Raw genomic sequence first — 14,340 nt, forward strand, 5'->3', positions numbered from 1 at the left:
CGCCCGCAAGGGCTGACCCCGGCACACCACCGGCCGGCAGCACACACCCACCGGAGCCCCGTGACGCCCCCTGACGGCACCACGGGGCTCCGGCGCTTCCTGGCTCCCCCCGCGGGTCGTTGACGGTGCGACGGAGGGGGCGTTAGCTTCACTTCAACGATTTGTTGAAGACCGGGAGGGTGCCCGATGGCGCAGAACGAGACGGTCCGCACATCGCTCGGCGACGCGGTCCGGCAGGACGTCGACGCCTCGCTCGCCGCCGTGGACGCCGAACTCGCCCGCCGCTACCCCGGGGACCCGGGCACCCGGCAGCCCGTGCACACCGTCTACGTCCCCGCCGACGCCTTCGCCGCCGACACCGTGCGCAGCTGGGGCGACCGCGCCCTCGCCGCCCTGGACGAGCACGCCCCCGACGCGGTGCGGCTCGCCGGCGTGCTGGGCCTGTCGCCCGCCCTCGCCGCGCCCGTCCACGACCGCGTACGGGCCAAGCTGCGGCGCGAACCGGTCGAGGACCTGCGGATCGACTTCGAGGACGGCTACGGGACCCGGCCCGACGCCGAGGAGGACGCGGCGGCCGCCCGCGCCGCCCGGCTCGTGGCCGCAGCCGTCGCGGACGGGACCGCGCCCCCGTACGTCGGCATCCGCATGAAGTGCATGGAGGCCGCCGTGCGCGACCGCGGCATCCGCACCCTGGACATCTTCCTCACCGGCCTGATGGATTCCGGCGGGCTGCCGGGCGGCCTGGTGCTGACCCTGCCCAAGGTCACCTTCCCCCAGCAGGTCACGGCGATGGTGCGGCTCGCCGAGGAGTTCGAGACGGCACGCGGACTCCCGGCCGGACGTCTCGGGTTCGAGATCCAGATCGAGACCACGCAGTCCATCCTCGGGCCCGACGGCACGGCCACGGTCGCCCGGCTGATCGACGCCGCCGAAGGCCGCGTCTCGGGGCTGCACTACGGGACCTTCGACTACAGCGCCGCGTGCGGGGTCAGCGCGGCGTACCAGTCCATGGACCACCCGGTCGCGGACCACGCCAAAGCCGTCATGCAGGTGGCGGCCGCCGGCACGGGCGTACGGCTCTCCGACGGCTCCACCAATGTGCTGCCCGTCGGCCCGGGCCCCCAGGTCCACGAGGCCTGGCGGCTCCACTACGGCCTGGTCCGCCGTTCGCTGGCCCGCGCGTACTACCAGGGGTGGGACCTGCACCCCGCGCATCTGCCGACACGGTACGCCGCGGTCTACGCCTTCTACCGCGAAGGCCTGGACGCGGCGGCGGCCCGGCTCGCGGCGTACGTCGCCAAGGCCGGCGGCGACGTCATGGACGAACCCGCCACCGCCCGCGCCCTGAGCGGCTACCTGCTGCGCGGACTCGACTGCGGCGCCGTGGACTTCGCGGAGGTCGCCACCGCCACCGGGCTGACCCGCGCCGACCTCGACGCCCTCGCGGGCCGCGGCGGCCCCGCCGTCTGAGGACCCTCCACGCGAAGACGGCCGGGCCGGCCCCAGCGGGGGCCGGCCCGGCCGTCCTGCAGAGGTGGACGATCAGACGAGGTCGAACCGGTCGAGGTCCATGACCTTCGCCCACGCCGCGACGAAGTCCTCGGTGAACTTCGCCTTCGCGTCGTCGCTCGCGTAGACCTCCGCGAGCGCGCGCAGCTCGGAGTTGGAGCCGAAGACGAGGTCGGCACGGGTGCCGGTCCACTTGACCTCGCCCGTGGCGTTGTCACGGCCCTCGAAGGTGGACTGGTCCTCGGAGGTCGCCTTCCACGACGTGCCCAGGTCGAGCAGGTTGACGAAGAAGTCGTTGGTCAGCGACCCGGGGGTCGCGGTGAAGACGCCGTGCGACGACTGCCCGTGGTTCGCGCCCAGGACGCGCAGACCGCCGACGAGGACCGTCAGCTCGGGGGCGCTGAGGGTCAGCAGGTTCGCCCGGTCGAGCAGCAGGTACTCGGCCGGCAGGCGGTTGCCCTTGCCGAGGTAGTTGCGGAACCCGTCGGCGGCCGGCTCGAGCGCCGCGAAGGACTCCACGTCCGTCTGGTCCTGGGCGGCGTCCACACGACCCGGCGTGAAGGGCACCTCGACGCGGTGACCGCCGTCCGCGGCGGCCTTCTCGACGGCGGCGGAACCGGCCAGCACGATCAGGTCGGCCAGCGAGATCCGCTTGTCGCCGGACTGCGCCGCGTTGAAGGACTCCTGGACGCCCTCCAGGGTGCGCAGCACCACGGCGAGCTCGTCGGGCTCGTTGACCTCCCAGCCGCGCTGCGGCTCCAGGCGCAGACGGGCGCCGTTGGCGCCACCGCGCTTGTCGCTGCCGCGGAAGGACGAGGCCGACGCCCACGCGGTGGACACCAGCTGCGACACGGTGAGGCCCGAGGCGAGGACCTGCTCCTTGAGGGCGGCGACGTCGGCGGCGTCGACGAGCCCGTGCGTCCGCGCGGGCAGCGGGTCCTGCCACAGCAGGGTCTCGGACGGGACCTCGGGACCGAGGTAGCGCACGACCGGGCCCATGTCGCGGTGGGTCAGCTTGAACCACGCGCGGGCGAAGGCGTCCGCGAACTCGTCCGGGTTCTCCAGGAAGCGACGCGAGATCTGCTCGTAGACCGGGTCGAACCGGAGCGAGAGGTCCGTGGTCAGCATCGTCGGGGCGTGGCTCTTGGAGGAGTCGTGCGCGTCGGGGATGGTGCCCGCGCCGGCACCGTCCTTGGCCACCCACTGGTTGGCGCCGGCGGGGCTGGTCGTCAGCTCCCACTCGTAGCGGAAGAGGTTCTCGAAGAAGCCCATGCCCCACTGGGTCGGGGTGCTGGTCCAGGTGACCTCGAGACCGCTGGTGATCGCGTCGGCGCCCTTGCCGGTGCCGTAGCTGTTCCGCCAGCCGAGGCCCTGCTCCTCCATCGAGGCGGCCTCGGGGTCGGGACCGACGTTGTCCGCGGGGCCCGCGCCGTGGGTCTTGCCGAAGGTGTGCCCGCCGGCGATGAGGGCGACGGTCTCCTCGTCGTTCATCGCCATCCGGCGGAAGGTCTCACGGATGTCGCGGGCCGCGGCGATCGGGTCCGGGTTGCCGTTGGGGCCCTCCGGGTTGACGTAGATCAGGCCCATCTGGACGGCGCCGAGCGGGCTCTCCAGCTGGCGGTCGCCGGTGTAGCGCTGGTCGCCGAGCCAGGTGGACTCGGGGCCCCAGTAGACGTCCTCCTCCGGCTCCCAGACGTCCTCGCGGCCGCCGGCGAAGCCGAAGGTCGCGAAGCCCATCGACTCCAGCGCGACGTTGCCGGTGAGGATCATGAGGTCGGCCCACGAGATGCTCTGGCCGTACTTCTTCTTCACCGGCCACAGCAGGCGGCGGGCCTTGTCGAGGTTGCCGTTGTCCGGCCAGCTGTTGAGCGGGGCGAAGCGCTGCTGGCCGGCGCCGGCGCCGCCGCGGCCGTCGCTGATGCGGTAGGTGCCCGCGCTGTGCCAGGCCATGCGGATCATGAACGGGCCGTAGTGGCCGAAGTCCGCGGGCCACCAGTCCTGAGAGGTCGTCAGGACCTCGAGGACGTCCTGCTTCACGGCAGCGAGGTCGAGGGCCTTGAACGCCTCGGCGTAGTCGAAGTCCTCACCGAGCGGGTTGGCCACCGCGGGGTTCTTGGCGAGGATCTTCAGGTTCAGCCGTTCCGGCCACCACTGCCGGTTTCCGCCGCCCTGGGTCGGGTGCGGGGCGCGCCCGTGCGCGACGGGGCAGCCGTTCACACCCTCCGTCTTGGCGTCTGTGACGATTGCTTCGTGGTTCTCAGACATGGGAATCCTTCCGGACCTGGCGGATCACGGTGCTCAGGACTGCGGGCCGTCGGACGCGTTCGGGCGGGGGCCGTCGCGGTGAGCGCACGGGGGCCTCACCGGCGGCATGACAGGGAGAGCGGGTCCCGGACCGGCTGCGGCAGTGCGACGCGGGCGCCCGTAACTCCCAGGCGGCACCGCGCGGCTGCTCGGCGGTGGTCCCGTCACGTCTCTCTCTTCTGCCGTACTGGAGTCTTCCTGTCCCTTGGCTGGCGCCGGAACCGATCCTACGATGGACGCAGTCCAAGTCAAGAAGAGCGTCAATTCCCTAGGCGATTAGAACCCGGACGCGTCCACGGGGTGAATTCCGGACGTCCACCGAGCGGAACGGGTGAGCACACATGAGCGACCTGCTGGAGCGACTGCGCGGGCGCGGCTGGCGCATGACGTCCCAGCGGCGTGTCGTCGCGGAGGTCCTCGACGGCGACCACGTGCACCTCACGGCCGACGAGGTGCACGCCCGCGCGGCGCGGCTGCTGCCCGAGATCTCCCGGGCGACCGTCTACAACACCCTGGGCGAGCTGGTCTCCCTCGGTGAGGTCATAGAGGTCTCCACCGACGGCCGGGCCAAACGCTACGACCCCAACGCGCACCGTCCGCACCAGCACCTGGTGTGCTCCAGGTGCGGCACCGTCCGCGACGTCCACCCCACCGGCGACCCGCTGGCCGACCTCCCGGCCGACGAGCGCTTCGGTTTCACGGTCTCCGCGGCCGAGGTCACCTACCGCGGCCTGTGCCCGTCCTGCGCCTGAGCGTGCCACCTGCGGGAGCGGCGGCTACCGGTCCGTGGCAGGGGCGAGCCCGAGGCCGCGCAGCCACAGCATCTGCTCGTACGGCTGGGAGCCGCGTCCGCCGCCGTGGTCGCCGAACCGCCACACCGTGATGTCCTTGGGCCCCGCGTAGCGGTTATAGGCGGCGAACACCGTCGACGGCGGGCAGACGGGGTCCATCAGGCCCACGCTGAACAACGCCGGCGCGGTGGCGCGCGGGGCGAAGTGGACACCGTCGAAGTAGTCGAGGGTGCCGAAGAGCCGTTCGGGGTCGATGCGCCGGTGGACGCCGAGGTACTGGGCGAGCTCCGGGTACGGCCCCTCGGTGGCGGTCTCCGCGCTCCGCCGGAAGTGGCAGAGGAACGGCACGTCGACCAGGGCCGCCGCGACCGCGTCCGGGGCCAGTCCGGCCACCGCCAGGGCGAGCCCGCCGCCCTGGCTGCCGCCGGAGACGACGACCCGGCCCGCGTCGACGGCCGGGTGCGCGCGCAGGGCGTCCACGGCGCGTACGCAGTCCGTCATCAGGCGGCGGTAGTAGTAGTGCTCCGGGTCCTCCACGCCGCGGGTCATGAACCCGCCGACGTACTGCGGGCCCGGGGCGGGGTCGGGGTCCGGCGTGTCGTGGCCCTGGCCGCGGGAGTCGACGACCAGATGTGCGTAGCCCGCGGCGCTCCACAGCAGGTTCTCGTGGTGCAGCCCGCGCCCGCCGCCGTAGCCGATGTACGTGACGACCCCCGGCAGCGGCCCGGCCGCCCCGCGGGGCAGCAGCAGCCAGGCCGCGACCGGCTGGCCTCCCCAGCCCGGGAAGCGCACGTCGAACACCTCGACCGTGGCCAGCGGCGAGTCGACCGCGCGGTACTCGGCCGGGGCGGTGCCCGCCTCACGGGCGGCGGTCAGGGTCTTGGCCCAGAAGGCGTCGAAGTCCCCGGGCTCGGCGATCTCCGGGGCGTAGCGGCGCAGTTCGTCCAGCGGCAGGTCGGTGAGCGGCATGGCCGGTATCGAATCGTTTCACGGGGTGGGGTGTCAACGGCCGGCCGGTGCGTGCCGGTTGTCCGTCCGTCGTGGGATGGTGTCGTGGTGGAGGAGATCGGCTGGGAACCGGCGCCCCGCTCGCCGGTGACGCGAGCGCTGCTCAGGGTGGGCGCCGTCACCGTGCTCGCCGCGTTCGCGGCAGGGCCGGGAAGTGCCGTGCCCGTGACGGCGGTTCCCCTGAGCCGCGCCGCGGTGGAGGCGGAACTCGACGCGGCGGCGGACCAGTCCGGCGTACACAGGTCGCAGAACACCGTGATGGGCTTGACCGTGACCACCGACAAGGAGTCCGACCGGCCCAGCGAGCAGTGCATGCTCGCCTGGGCGGCCGCCGAGGGGGCGGGCCAGCGGGAGTACGCCGCCGTGACGGCGGTCCTGCGCGAGCACGGGTGGACGGAACTGCGCCGGGAGAACAGCCCCGGCGGCGGTACGTACGTCAACCTCGGAAAGGGTGGCTGGACGGTGACGGTCGCGTACGACGGCGGGCCGGGGTCCTTCACCTCGCTGACCTTCACCGCCATGGCACATGCCTGCTGACGGTCCGGGCACGGCGCGCCCGCGCCACGCGCTCGGCCACGGTGCCCCGGCGACGGACACCGACCCGCTCGTGCCGGTACTCGCCGGAATCGTCGTGGACGTCGTCCACTTCCTCGACACCTACGCCGACGGCGAGGTCGCCGCCGATGTCGCCGTGCGGACGGCGGAGCACGCCGGGTGGGTGCTCCACAACCTGCCACCCCGTCAGCGCGCCCGGTTCCTGCGGGTGCTCGACGACCTGGCGGCGGCCGAGCCGGACCCGGCGCGGCGCCGCGCCCTGGAGTCCTTCGGCTTCACCTGCGGGCTGGTCGAGGAGGAGCCGTCCTGAACCGTCCGCCGCGCCGTCACGGCACGGGCGGGAGCTCGCCCGAACCGCGCGGGATCAGGCGGCAGGCGAGCTCGACCCGCTTGGGGGGGCCCGCCGAGCCGTCGAGCCGCTGGAAGAGCAGGCCGGCCGCGGTCCGGCCGAGCTGTCCGGGCTCCTGGGCGACGACGGTGACCGCCGGGCGCAGCAGGTCGGCGAGCTCGAAGTCGTCGAAGCCCACGAGGGCGACCACGCTGGGCCGGTCGGCGAGGACCCGGACCGCGGTCACGGTGATCCGGTTGTTGCCGGCGAACAGGGCGGTGACCGGCTCCGGGCCGCTCAGCATGGACTCCACGGCGGCGCGGACGCGGTCGGGGGCGGTGGGCCCGCAGGAGACCCAGCCCTCGTGCACGGGGAGCCCGGCGGCGGCCATCGCCTCGCGGTAGCCCCGCAGACGCTCGGCCGCGGTGTGGATGCGGGGGAGGTCGCCGATGAAGCCGATGCGCCGGTGCCCGTGGGCGATGAGGTGGGCGACGCCCTCGCGGGTGCCTCCTGCGTTGTCGCTGAGGACCACGTCCGCGTCGATGCCGCCCGCGGGGCGGTCCACGAACACGGTGGCCACGCCGGCCGCGATCTCCGGTTCGAGGTAGCGGTGGTCCTCGCTGGCGGGCACGATGACCAGCCCGTCGACACGCCGGGCGCAGAAGGCGAGCACCAGTTCCTGCTCGCGGTCCGCGTCCTCGGCACTCGATCCGGTGAACAGCAGCGTCGAGTGCGCCCGTGCCAGGTCCTCGACGGCCCGGCTGAGCGGGGAGTAGAAGGGGTCGGCGAGGTCCTCGAGGACCAGCCCGATGCTGGCCGTACGGCCCTTGCGGAGCAGCCGCGCGCTGTCGTTGCGGCGGAATCCGAGGGCGTCGATGGCCGCCTGGACACGCGAGATCGTGTCCTCGGTGACGCCTGGTTCCTCGTTGACGACACGCGATACCGTCTTCAGGCCGACACCGGCCCGGGCCGCGACATCCTTCATGGTGGGACGGGCGGTACGCGGAATATCGGTCACGGCGTGATCCTATGGGCTGGACAACGTTGTCAACAAAGGGCGACACTACGCCCATGCCGTTCGAGAGCTCTGCCGAGTCCATCGTCCCGCCGTCGGGTGCCGCCGGTGCGGGCCCGCTGATCGCCGCCGTGGACATCGGCGGCACCAAGATCGCGGGCGCCCTGGTGGACGCCCGCGGCGAGTTGCTCGTACGCGTGCAGCGCCCGACGCCCGCGGACCGGGACGCGGCGACGGTGATGGGATCGCTCGCGGAGGTCCTGGCCGGGCTGCGGGAGTCCGCGGGCTGGCCGCGGGTCGTCGCGGTGGGCATCGGCAGCGCCGGGCCGATCGACGCCTCCCGCGGCACGGTGAGCCCGGTCAACATCGCCGGCTGGCGGGACTTCCCCGTGGTCGCCCAGGTGGGCGAACGCGTCGGCGGGCTGCCCGTCGTCCTCACCGGCGACGGCATCGCGATCACCGCGGCGGAGCACTGGCAGGGCGCCGCCCGCGGGCACGACAACGCGCTGTGCATGGTGGTGTCGACCGGCGTCGGCGGCGGTCTCGTCCTCGGCGGCAAGCTCCACCCCGGCCCGACGGGCAACGCCGGGCACATCGGCCACATCAGCGTCGACCTCGACGGGGACGTGTGCCCCTGCGGCAGCCGAGGCTGTGTCGAGCGCCTGGCCAGCGGGCCCAACATCGTGCGGCGCGCCCTGGAGTCCGGCTGGCGTCCGGCCCACGGCGAGGAGTCGGACGCCGCCGCCGTCGCCCGGGCCGCCCGTGAGGGCGACGCCCTCGCCCTCGCCTCGTACGACCGTGCGGCGCAGGCGCTGGCCGCGGGCATCGCCGCGACGGCCACCCTGGTGGAGATCGACGTCGCGGTGATCGGCGGCGGTGTCGCGGGCGCCGGCCCGCTGCTCTTCGAGCCCCTCCGCGCGCACATGCGCCGGTACGCCACGTTGTCGTTCGCCTCCGGGGTGAAGGTCGTTCCCGCCGTGCTCGGCACGGACGCGGGCCTGGTCGGCGCGGCCGCCGCCGCGGCGCAGGCGCTGCGGCTGGAGGCCTTCGCGACCGGGGCCTAGTCCGGCTCGTCGCAGTCCCTCCCCTGGCCTACGGCCGGGGGCGAGGTCCGGTGTGCCTCGCGGAGGAGGAGATTCACCCGTTCGCGCGGGAGCGCACACTCGTGCCCCCGCGTCGTCGCGCGCTGCCCTCGTGGACGTCGCGACGCGCACGTCACGGCCCGGTGGGCGAGGTCGGTCGCGCCTGCTTCTCGGGCTTGTCGACCTCGGGCCCGAGCGTGAAGCCCAGGCGGAGCAGGCGCGCCATGGCCGCGTCGCTGCGGGCGTCCGCCCACCGGGTCGGCAGAGGTGTCGTCGTCCGGAACAGCGCGACGATCCGGTCGTCGCGGTGGACGAGGCAGGCGTGGTGCGTGCCGACGCCGTCCAGGAACACGTGGATCTCCACGATCGGCCGAGGCGTGCGGCCGAGCTCGTGGTGGTCGCGGGAGGCGACGACGAGGCCGTCGCGGGCCGGGACCACCATGCTGCTGCGGAGGCAGTTCATCGCCCGACTGACCCCGGGGTCCAAGGAGGGCTGACCACCGGGTTCGCGGGTGCCGAAGCCGCCGGTATGCGCCGATGGCCGGGCCTGCGCGTTTGCCGACGCCGATGATCCGGGCAATTCGTAGGGGGCTACCGGGCTACGGAAGAGGGGGCACCGTGATCGTCTGGCTCAACGGCACGTTCGGCGCGGGGAAGACCACTGCGGCACGCGAACTGCTCGAACTGCTGCCGGGCAGCGTGCTCTACGATCCGGAACTCGTCGGCAGCGGACTGCGGCTGATGCTCCCGGAGAAGCGGCTGGGCGAGGTCTCCGACTACCAGGAGCTGCCCGCGTGGCGGAAGCTGGTCGTGGACACCGCCGCCGCGCTGCTCGCCGAGGTGGGCGGGGGACCGCTGGTGGTGCCGATGACCCTGCTGAGGCAGGAGTACCGGGACGAGATCTTCGGCGGGCTCGCGGCCCGCCGGATCACTGTGCGGCATGTGCTGCTGCACGCTGAGGAAACGGTTCTGCGGGAGCGCATCGACCAGCGCGCCGACATCCCGGGCGACGCCGAGGCCAGCGCGGGGGTCCGCGCCTGGTGTCTGGACCACCTGCCCGCCTACCAGGAGGCACTGCCCTGGCTCACGGCGGACGCCCACGTCGTCGACACCGCGGGGCTCACCTCCCGCGCGACGGCCGAGCGGATCGCCGAGGCGATACGGGAGGGCGCGGGCTCCTGCGACATCGTGCAGACCCCGGAGCCCACCGCCGAGACCCTCGCGGCGGGCGTGCTGCTCTTCGACGAGGACGACCGGGTGCTGCTGGTCGACCCGACCTACAAGCCCGGCTGGGAATTCCCCGGCGGGGTCGTCGAGCCCGGTGAGCCGCCCGCCCGGGCCGGCATGCGGGAGGTCGCCGAGGAACTCGGACTGCGGCTCCCGGCGGTGCCCCGGCTGCTGGTCGTCGACTGGGAACCGCCGCTGCCGCCCGGATACGGCGGTCTGCGGCTGCTCTTCGACGGCGGGCGGCTGCCCGCCGCCGACGCCGAGCGCCTCCTGCTGCCCGGCGCCGAGCTGCGGGGCTGGCGCTTCGCCACGGAGGACGAGGCCGCCTCCATGCTGCCGCCGGTCCGGCACACCCGGCTGCGCTGGGCGCTGCGGGCGCGGGAGCGGGCCACCGTGCTCAACCTGGAGGCGGGCGTGCCGGTGGGCGGCTGAGAGGCGGCGGGCGCGTCCCGGCCGCCCACCGGGGCTCAGACGGCCTTGGCGGCGTACTTCTGGAGGAAGAGCGCCTCGGTGAGCGAGAGCTTCTCCAGTTCCTCGGGGGAGACGCTCTCGTTCACCGCGTGGATCTGCGCCTCCGGCTCGCTCAGGCCGATCAGCAGGATCTCCGACTCGGGGTAGAGCGTCGCCAGGGTGTTGCAGAGCGGGATCGAGCCGCCCATACCGGCGATCTCCATCTGCGTGCCGTACGCGGTGCGCATCGCCTCCGCCATGGAGGCGTACGCCGGGCTGGAGGTGTCCGCGCGGAACGGCTGGCCGCTGCCGACCTGGGTGACCTCCACGCGGGCCCCCCAGGGGGCGGCCGCCTCCAGGTGGGCGATCAGCAGCTTGGCCGCCTGCTGGGCGTCCACGCCCGGCGGGACCCGGAGGCTGACCTTGGCACCCGCGGTGGCCTGCACGGACGGCGTGGCGCCGACCACGGGAGGGGCGTCGATGCCGATGACGGTGACGGACGGACGTGCCCAGAGGCGGTCGGCGACCGTGCCGGTGCCCATCAGCTCGACGCCGTCGAGCACCTTGGCGTCGGCGCGGAAGTCGCCCTCGTCGTACTGCAGCCCGTCCCAGGCGGCGTCGGCGGTGAGGCCCGCCACGGTGGAGGCACCGGAGTCGTCGTGGAGCGTGTGCAGGATGCGGACCAGGGCGGCCAGTGCGTCCGGTGCGGCACCGCCGAACTGGCCGGAGTGCAGGTTGCCCTCCAGGGTGGTCACCTTGACGTCGACCAGCGCCATGCCGCGCAGGGTCGCCGTGACGGTCGGCAGGCCGACGCGGAAGTTGCCGGAGTCGCCGATGACGATCGCGTCCGCGGCGAGCAGTTCGGGGTGCTCCTCCGCGTAGCGCTCCAGACCGCCGGTGCCCTGCTCCTCCGAGCCCTCGGCGATGATCTTCACGCCGACCGGGACCCCGCCGTTCTCGCGCAGCGCGCGCAGGGCGGTGAGGTGCATGATCAGGCCGCCCTTGCAGTCGGCCGCGCCGCGCCCGTACCAGCGGCCGTCGCGCTCGGTGAGCTCGAACGGCGGCGACAGCCAGCCGGCCTCGTCCAGCGGCGGCTGCACGTCGTAGTGCGCGTACAGCAGCACCGTGGGCGCTCCCTCCGGCCCGGGCAGGTAGCCGTAGACCGACTGCGTGCCGTCCGGGGTGTCCAGCAGGGCGACGTCCTCGAAGCCCTCCGCACGCAGCGCGTCGGCGATCCAGGAGGCGGCCCGCTCGCACTCGCTCTTGGGGAACTGCCGCGGATCCGCCACCGAGCGGTACGACACCAGCTCGGCCAGCTCGGTCCTGGCCCGCGGCATCAGTGCGGCGACGGTTGCGGCGAGTGGTGCGGCGGACATGGGCGCTCCTGATGGGTGGGACAGGGTCGAACGCGATGTTCGTGGACCGGTGGTCGTGATCGATGGTGCCACAGGCGGCCTCGCTCACCCCGCGGATTAGTATGCGGCTGAGCAGGGGCGACGGCAGTCGGCAGGTCGAACGGGAGCGGAAGCACACGTGAGCAGCGAGTACCAGGCGCAGGACGGCGGTTCGGCGGAGGACGTCGACGGTACGCCGGTGTGGGACGTCGTCGTGGTGGGTGCCGGACCGGCCGGGGCCTCGGCGGCCTACGCCGCGGCAAGTGCGGGACGCCGTGTGCTCCTGCTGGAGAAGGCCGAACTCCCGCGTTACAAGACCTGCGGCGGCGGCATCATCGGGCCCTCCCGCGACGCGCTGCCGCCGGGCTTCGAGCTCCCGTTGCGCGACCGGGTGCACGCGGTGACCTTCAGCCTCAACGGCCGGCTCAGCCGGACCCGCCGGTCGCGGCAGATGCTCTTCGGGCTGATCAACCGGCCCGAGTTCGACGCCCAGCTGGTGGACGCGGCCGTCGACGCGGGCGCGCGGCTGCGGACCGGGGCCCAGGTCTCCCGGGTCGAACAGCACGGCACCTCCGTCCCGGACCGGCGGACCGTCGCGGTGGTGCTCAACGACGGCGAGACGATCCTCGCCCGCGCGGTCGTCGGCGCCGACGGCTCGGCGAGCCGGATAGGCGCCCACGTCGGCGTCAAGATGGCCCAGGTCGACCTGGGGCTCGAGGCCGAGATCCCGGTGCCCGCGGAGGTCGCCGAGGACTGGGCGGGCCGGGTGCTCATCGACTGGGGCCCGTTGCCCGGCAGTTACGGGTGGGTCTTCCCCAAGGGCGAGACCCTGACCGTCGGCGTCATCTCGGCGCGCGGCGAGGGGGCGGCCACCAAGCGCTACCTGGAGGACTTCATCGGCCGGCTGGGGCTGGCCGGTTTCGAGCCGAGCATCTCCTCCGGCCACCTCACCCGCTGCCGCGCCGACGACTCCCCGCTCTCCCGCGGCCGCGTGCTGGTCTGCGGTGACGCGGCGGGCCTGCTGGAGCCGTGGACCCGCGAGGGCATCTCCTTCGCGCTGCGCTCCGGCCGCCTGGCGGGGGAGTGGGCGGTGCGGATCGCCGAGGCGAGCGACGCGGTGGACGCGCGTCGCCAGGCCCTGAACTACGCGTTCGCCGTCAAGGCCGGCCTCGGGGTCGAGATGGGCGTCGGCCGCCGGATGCTGGGCGTCTTCGAGAAGCGTCCGGGTCTGCTGCACGCGGCTCTCACAACCCTCCCCCCGGCGTGGAACGCCTTCGCTAAGATCACCCGCGGTTCCAGCTCGCTCGCCGAGCTGGTCCGTACGCATCCGCTGGCCCGTCGCGCGCTGGAGTCGTTCGACCGTCGTTGACCTCCTGATGGCACCCTCCTGGGCGTCATAAAGGCGGAGTTGAGGGGCAGAGACGTTATGGGAGGTGTCCTCGTCATGCCCTTGAGGAACGTAGACGGAAGACTGCCGTGGTGGGTGCGTACACTCACCGGGCTCGTCGCGCTCGGCGGACTTCTGTTCCTGGTCGCGCGCGCGGACCTGATACCGGGTCTGCCCAATCCCTTCGCCGAGGAGACCAAGGACCGCAGTGGTCCCGTGGTGCTCAAGGCGATCCAGGACATGAGCCGCTTCGAAGGAGCAAGTGGCCAGTTCCAGGTCGTGGTCGACCTGGAGAAGGACGCCAAGTTCCTTCCCGACGCCGTGCGCGGCAGGCGCACGCTCTACGTGGGGTCCGGCAGTGTCGACGCCTACGTGGACCTCGGTGACGTGGGCCCGAAGGGCGTGACCGTCTCCGAGGACCGGACCTCCGCCGTCATCACCCTGCCCCACGCCCAACTCGAGCGGGCCTCGCTCGACCCCGACCGTTCCTACGTGGTGGCCCAGGAGCGCGGTTTCTTCGACCGGCTCGGCGACTTCTTCTCCTCCCACCCGGGGGACGAACAGCAGGTCCAGCAACTCGCCGCGAAGAAGATCCAGCAGGCGGCCAAGTCCACCGAACTGGCGAAGCGGGCGGAGACCAACACCCGGGCCATGCTGGAACAGCTGCTGACCTCGCTGGGGTTCGAGAAGGTGGAGGTCCGCTTCAGCTGACGGGCCGGAGCTCGGTGATGCGGAAGACCGGGTGCTTGTGGGCTATGGCGCGCAGTTCCTCGTCGGTGGAGTCCGCCCCCACGCCGCCGAAGAACACGCCCACCTCGGCCTTCCAGCGCTTGAGGTAGGCACGCAGCACCTCGGGCTTGACGTCGTCGCCGACTTCGGTCGCGCTGAACTCCTCGACCTTTTTGCCCAGCAGCAGCTGACCGCCGCCGGCGGCGCGCATGTTGTGCGTCCACTGGACGTGCCCGCGCGGCGCCACGAGGTAGCGCTCCCCGTTCACCACCAGCAGGTTGACCGGGGTGCGCCGCCACTCCCCGCTCTTGCGGCCGCGGACGGCCAGCACGCGGGAGCCCCACACGCTCAGACCGCGGCGGGTCAGCCAGGCCACGGCGCGGTTGAAGACGTTGACCGTGAACCAGCCGGGCTTGATGACGTGCTCGGACATGAGGACTCCTCCGTGACGCGCGGGCCGTGGACCGAGGGCGGTCCGTGAGCGGTGCTCTCGCTTGAGAACAGTGTGCACGTCCTGCCGCTCCATGGCAAGAGCACTGCTCTCGCTCTTGGTCGCCGCTC

The 14,340-nt window shown here is 73.1% G+C and carries 14 protein-coding genes; 8 read left to right on the forward strand and 6 right to left on the reverse strand.

Going from position 1 to position 14,340, the window contains the following annotated elements:
• Nucleotides 1–186: 186 nt before the first annotated feature.
• Entirely contained in the window at nucleotides 187–1,470 is a 1,284-nt protein-coding gene (locus tag ABZ312_RS34150; protein ID WP_500324368.1) for a DUF6986 family protein, read from the forward strand.
• A 72-nt stretch (nucleotides 1,471–1,542) separates the two neighbouring features.
• On the opposite strand, the gene katG is transcribed toward ABZ312_RS34150, so the two are convergent.
• On the reverse strand, nucleotides 1,543–3,774 hold the full coding sequence (gene katG, locus ABZ312_RS34155) for a catalase/peroxidase HPI (RefSeq protein WP_500324367.1): 2,232 nt from the start codon (nucleotides 3,772–3,774) through the stop codon (nucleotides 1,543–1,545).
• Between the two features lie 380 nt (nucleotides 3,775–4,154).
• Here katG and ABZ312_RS34160 point away from each other — a divergent pair, with 380 nt between their 5' ends.
• Nucleotides 4,155–4,565: a Fur family transcriptional regulator gene (locus ABZ312_RS34160; protein WP_500324366.1), complete on the forward strand. Its 411-nt coding sequence runs from the start codon at nucleotides 4,155–4,157 to the stop codon at nucleotides 4,563–4,565.
• Nucleotides 4,566–4,589: 24 nt separating this feature from the next.
• On the opposite strand, the gene ABZ312_RS34165 is transcribed toward ABZ312_RS34160, so the two are convergent.
• Complete coding sequence (locus tag ABZ312_RS34165) at nucleotides 4,590–5,573, reverse strand: acetylxylan esterase (protein WP_500439416.1); 984 nt, start codon at nucleotides 5,571–5,573, stop codon at nucleotides 4,590–4,592.
• A gap of 84 nt (nucleotides 5,574–5,657) precedes the next feature.
• Here ABZ312_RS34165 and ABZ312_RS34170 point away from each other — a divergent pair, with 84 nt between their 5' ends.
• Entirely contained in the window at nucleotides 5,658–6,149 is a 492-nt protein-coding gene (locus ABZ312_RS34170) for a hypothetical protein (protein WP_500324364.1), read from the forward strand.
• A complete protein-coding gene (locus ABZ312_RS34175; protein WP_500324363.1) occupies nucleotides 6,139–6,477 on the forward strand; it encodes a hypothetical protein in 339 nt (112 codons plus the stop codon). The genes ABZ312_RS34170 and ABZ312_RS34175 overlap by 11 nt, the downstream gene beginning before the upstream one ends.
• Nucleotides 6,478–6,493: 16 nt before the next feature.
• On the opposite strand, the gene ABZ312_RS34180 is transcribed toward ABZ312_RS34175, so the two are convergent.
• Nucleotides 6,494–7,480 (reverse strand): LacI family DNA-binding transcriptional regulator, encoded by a 987-nt coding sequence (locus ABZ312_RS34180; protein WP_500324494.1) that lies wholly within the window; start codon nucleotides 7,478–7,480, stop codon nucleotides 6,494–6,496.
• Between the two features lie 86 nt (nucleotides 7,481–7,566).
• Between ABZ312_RS34180 and ABZ312_RS34185 the strand changes: the two genes are divergently transcribed.
• Nucleotides 7,567–8,574 carry an ROK family protein gene (locus ABZ312_RS34185; protein WP_500324362.1) on the forward strand — a complete coding sequence of 336 codons (1,008 nt, stop codon included), beginning with the start codon at nucleotides 7,567–7,569 and terminating at the stop codon, nucleotides 8,572–8,574.
• 151 nt (nucleotides 8,575–8,725) lie between these two features.
• Here ABZ312_RS34185 and ABZ312_RS34190 read toward each other — a convergent pair whose 3' ends face one another.
• Nucleotides 8,726–9,055, reverse strand: a complete 330-nt coding sequence (locus ABZ312_RS34190; RefSeq protein WP_500439417.1) for a hypothetical protein — start codon at nucleotides 9,053–9,055, stop codon at nucleotides 8,726–8,728.
• Nucleotides 9,056–9,210: 155 nt separating this feature from the next.
• Between ABZ312_RS34190 and ABZ312_RS34195 the strand changes: the two genes are divergently transcribed.
• Nucleotides 9,211–10,251 carry an NUDIX hydrolase gene (locus ABZ312_RS34195; RefSeq protein ID WP_500324360.1) on the forward strand — a complete coding sequence of 347 codons (1,041 nt, stop codon included), beginning with the start codon at nucleotides 9,211–9,213 and terminating at the stop codon, nucleotides 10,249–10,251.
• A gap of 35 nt (nucleotides 10,252–10,286) precedes the next feature.
• Here the strand turns inward: ABZ312_RS34195 and ABZ312_RS34200 are convergent, their stop codons facing one another.
• Nucleotides 10,287–11,645 carry a dipeptidase gene (locus ABZ312_RS34200; protein ID WP_500370627.1) on the reverse strand — a complete coding sequence of 453 codons (1,359 nt, stop codon included), beginning with the start codon at nucleotides 11,643–11,645 and terminating at the stop codon, nucleotides 10,287–10,289.
• A gap of 157 nt (nucleotides 11,646–11,802) precedes the next feature.
• On the opposite strand from ABZ312_RS34200, the gene ABZ312_RS34205 reads away from it, so the two are divergent.
• Together ABZ312_RS34205 and ABZ312_RS34210 are read left to right on the forward strand one after the other, a co-directional pair.
• Nucleotides 11,803–13,032: a geranylgeranyl reductase family protein gene (locus ABZ312_RS34205; protein WP_500324358.1), complete on the forward strand. Its 1,230-nt coding sequence runs from the start codon at nucleotides 11,803–11,805 to the stop codon at nucleotides 13,030–13,032.
• A gap of 57 nt (nucleotides 13,033–13,089) precedes the next feature.
• Nucleotides 13,090–13,761, forward strand: a complete 672-nt coding sequence (locus ABZ312_RS34210) for a DUF4230 domain-containing protein (protein ID WP_500439418.1) — start codon at nucleotides 13,090–13,092, stop codon at nucleotides 13,759–13,761.
• Here the strand turns inward: ABZ312_RS34210 and ABZ312_RS34215 are convergent.
• A complete protein-coding gene (locus ABZ312_RS34215; RefSeq protein ID WP_500324356.1) occupies nucleotides 13,754–14,212 on the reverse strand; it encodes a nitroreductase/quinone reductase family protein in 459 nt (152 codons plus the stop codon). The two genes, ABZ312_RS34210 and ABZ312_RS34215, sit on opposite strands and share 8 nt — an antisense overlap.
• Nucleotides 14,213–14,340 lie beyond the last annotated feature (128 nt).

The sequence above is a fragment of the Streptomyces sp. NPDC006207 genome, from assembly GCF_040613835.1.
In the GTDB taxonomy this organism is placed as follows: Bacteria; Actinomycetota; Actinomycetes; order Streptomycetales; family Streptomycetaceae; genus Actinacidiphila.

Bases quoted from the DNA above. Each gene is read 5' to 3' on its own strand.
- ABZ312_RS34150 (WP_500324368.1), top strand. From the start codon at position 187: ATGGCGCAGAACGAGACGGTCCGCACATCGCTCGGCGACGCGGTCCGG.
- katG (WP_500324367.1), bottom strand. From the start codon at position 3,774: ATGTCTGAGAACCACGAAGCAATCGTCACAGACGCCAAGACGGAGGGT.
- ABZ312_RS34160 (WP_500324366.1), top strand. From the start codon at position 4,155: ATGAGCGACCTGCTGGAGCGACTGCGCGGGCGCGGCTGGCGCATGACG.
- ABZ312_RS34165 (WP_500439416.1), bottom strand. From the start codon at position 5,573: ATGCCGCTCACCGACCTGCCGCTGGACGAACTGCGCCGCTACGCCCCG.
- ABZ312_RS34175 (WP_500324363.1), top strand. From the start codon at position 6,139: ATGCCTGCTGACGGTCCGGGCACGGCGCGCCCGCGCCACGCGCTCGGC.
- ABZ312_RS34180 (WP_500324494.1), bottom strand. From the start codon at position 7,480: ATGAAGGATGTCGCGGCCCGGGCCGGTGTCGGCCTGAAGACGGTATCG.
- ABZ312_RS34185 (WP_500324362.1), top strand. From the start codon at position 7,567: ATGCCGTTCGAGAGCTCTGCCGAGTCCATCGTCCCGCCGTCGGGTGCC.
- ABZ312_RS34190 (WP_500439417.1), bottom strand. From the start codon at position 9,055: ATGAACTGCCTCCGCAGCAGCATGGTGGTCCCGGCCCGCGACGGCCTC.
- ABZ312_RS34200 (WP_500370627.1), bottom strand. From the start codon at position 11,645: ATGTCCGCCGCACCACTCGCCGCAACCGTCGCCGCACTGATGCCGCGG.
- ABZ312_RS34210 (WP_500439418.1), top strand. From the start codon at position 13,090: ATGGGAGGTGTCCTCGTCATGCCCTTGAGGAACGTAGACGGAAGACTG.
- ABZ312_RS34215 (WP_500324356.1), bottom strand. From the start codon at position 14,212: ATGTCCGAGCACGTCATCAAGCCCGGCTGGTTCACGGTCAACGTCTTC.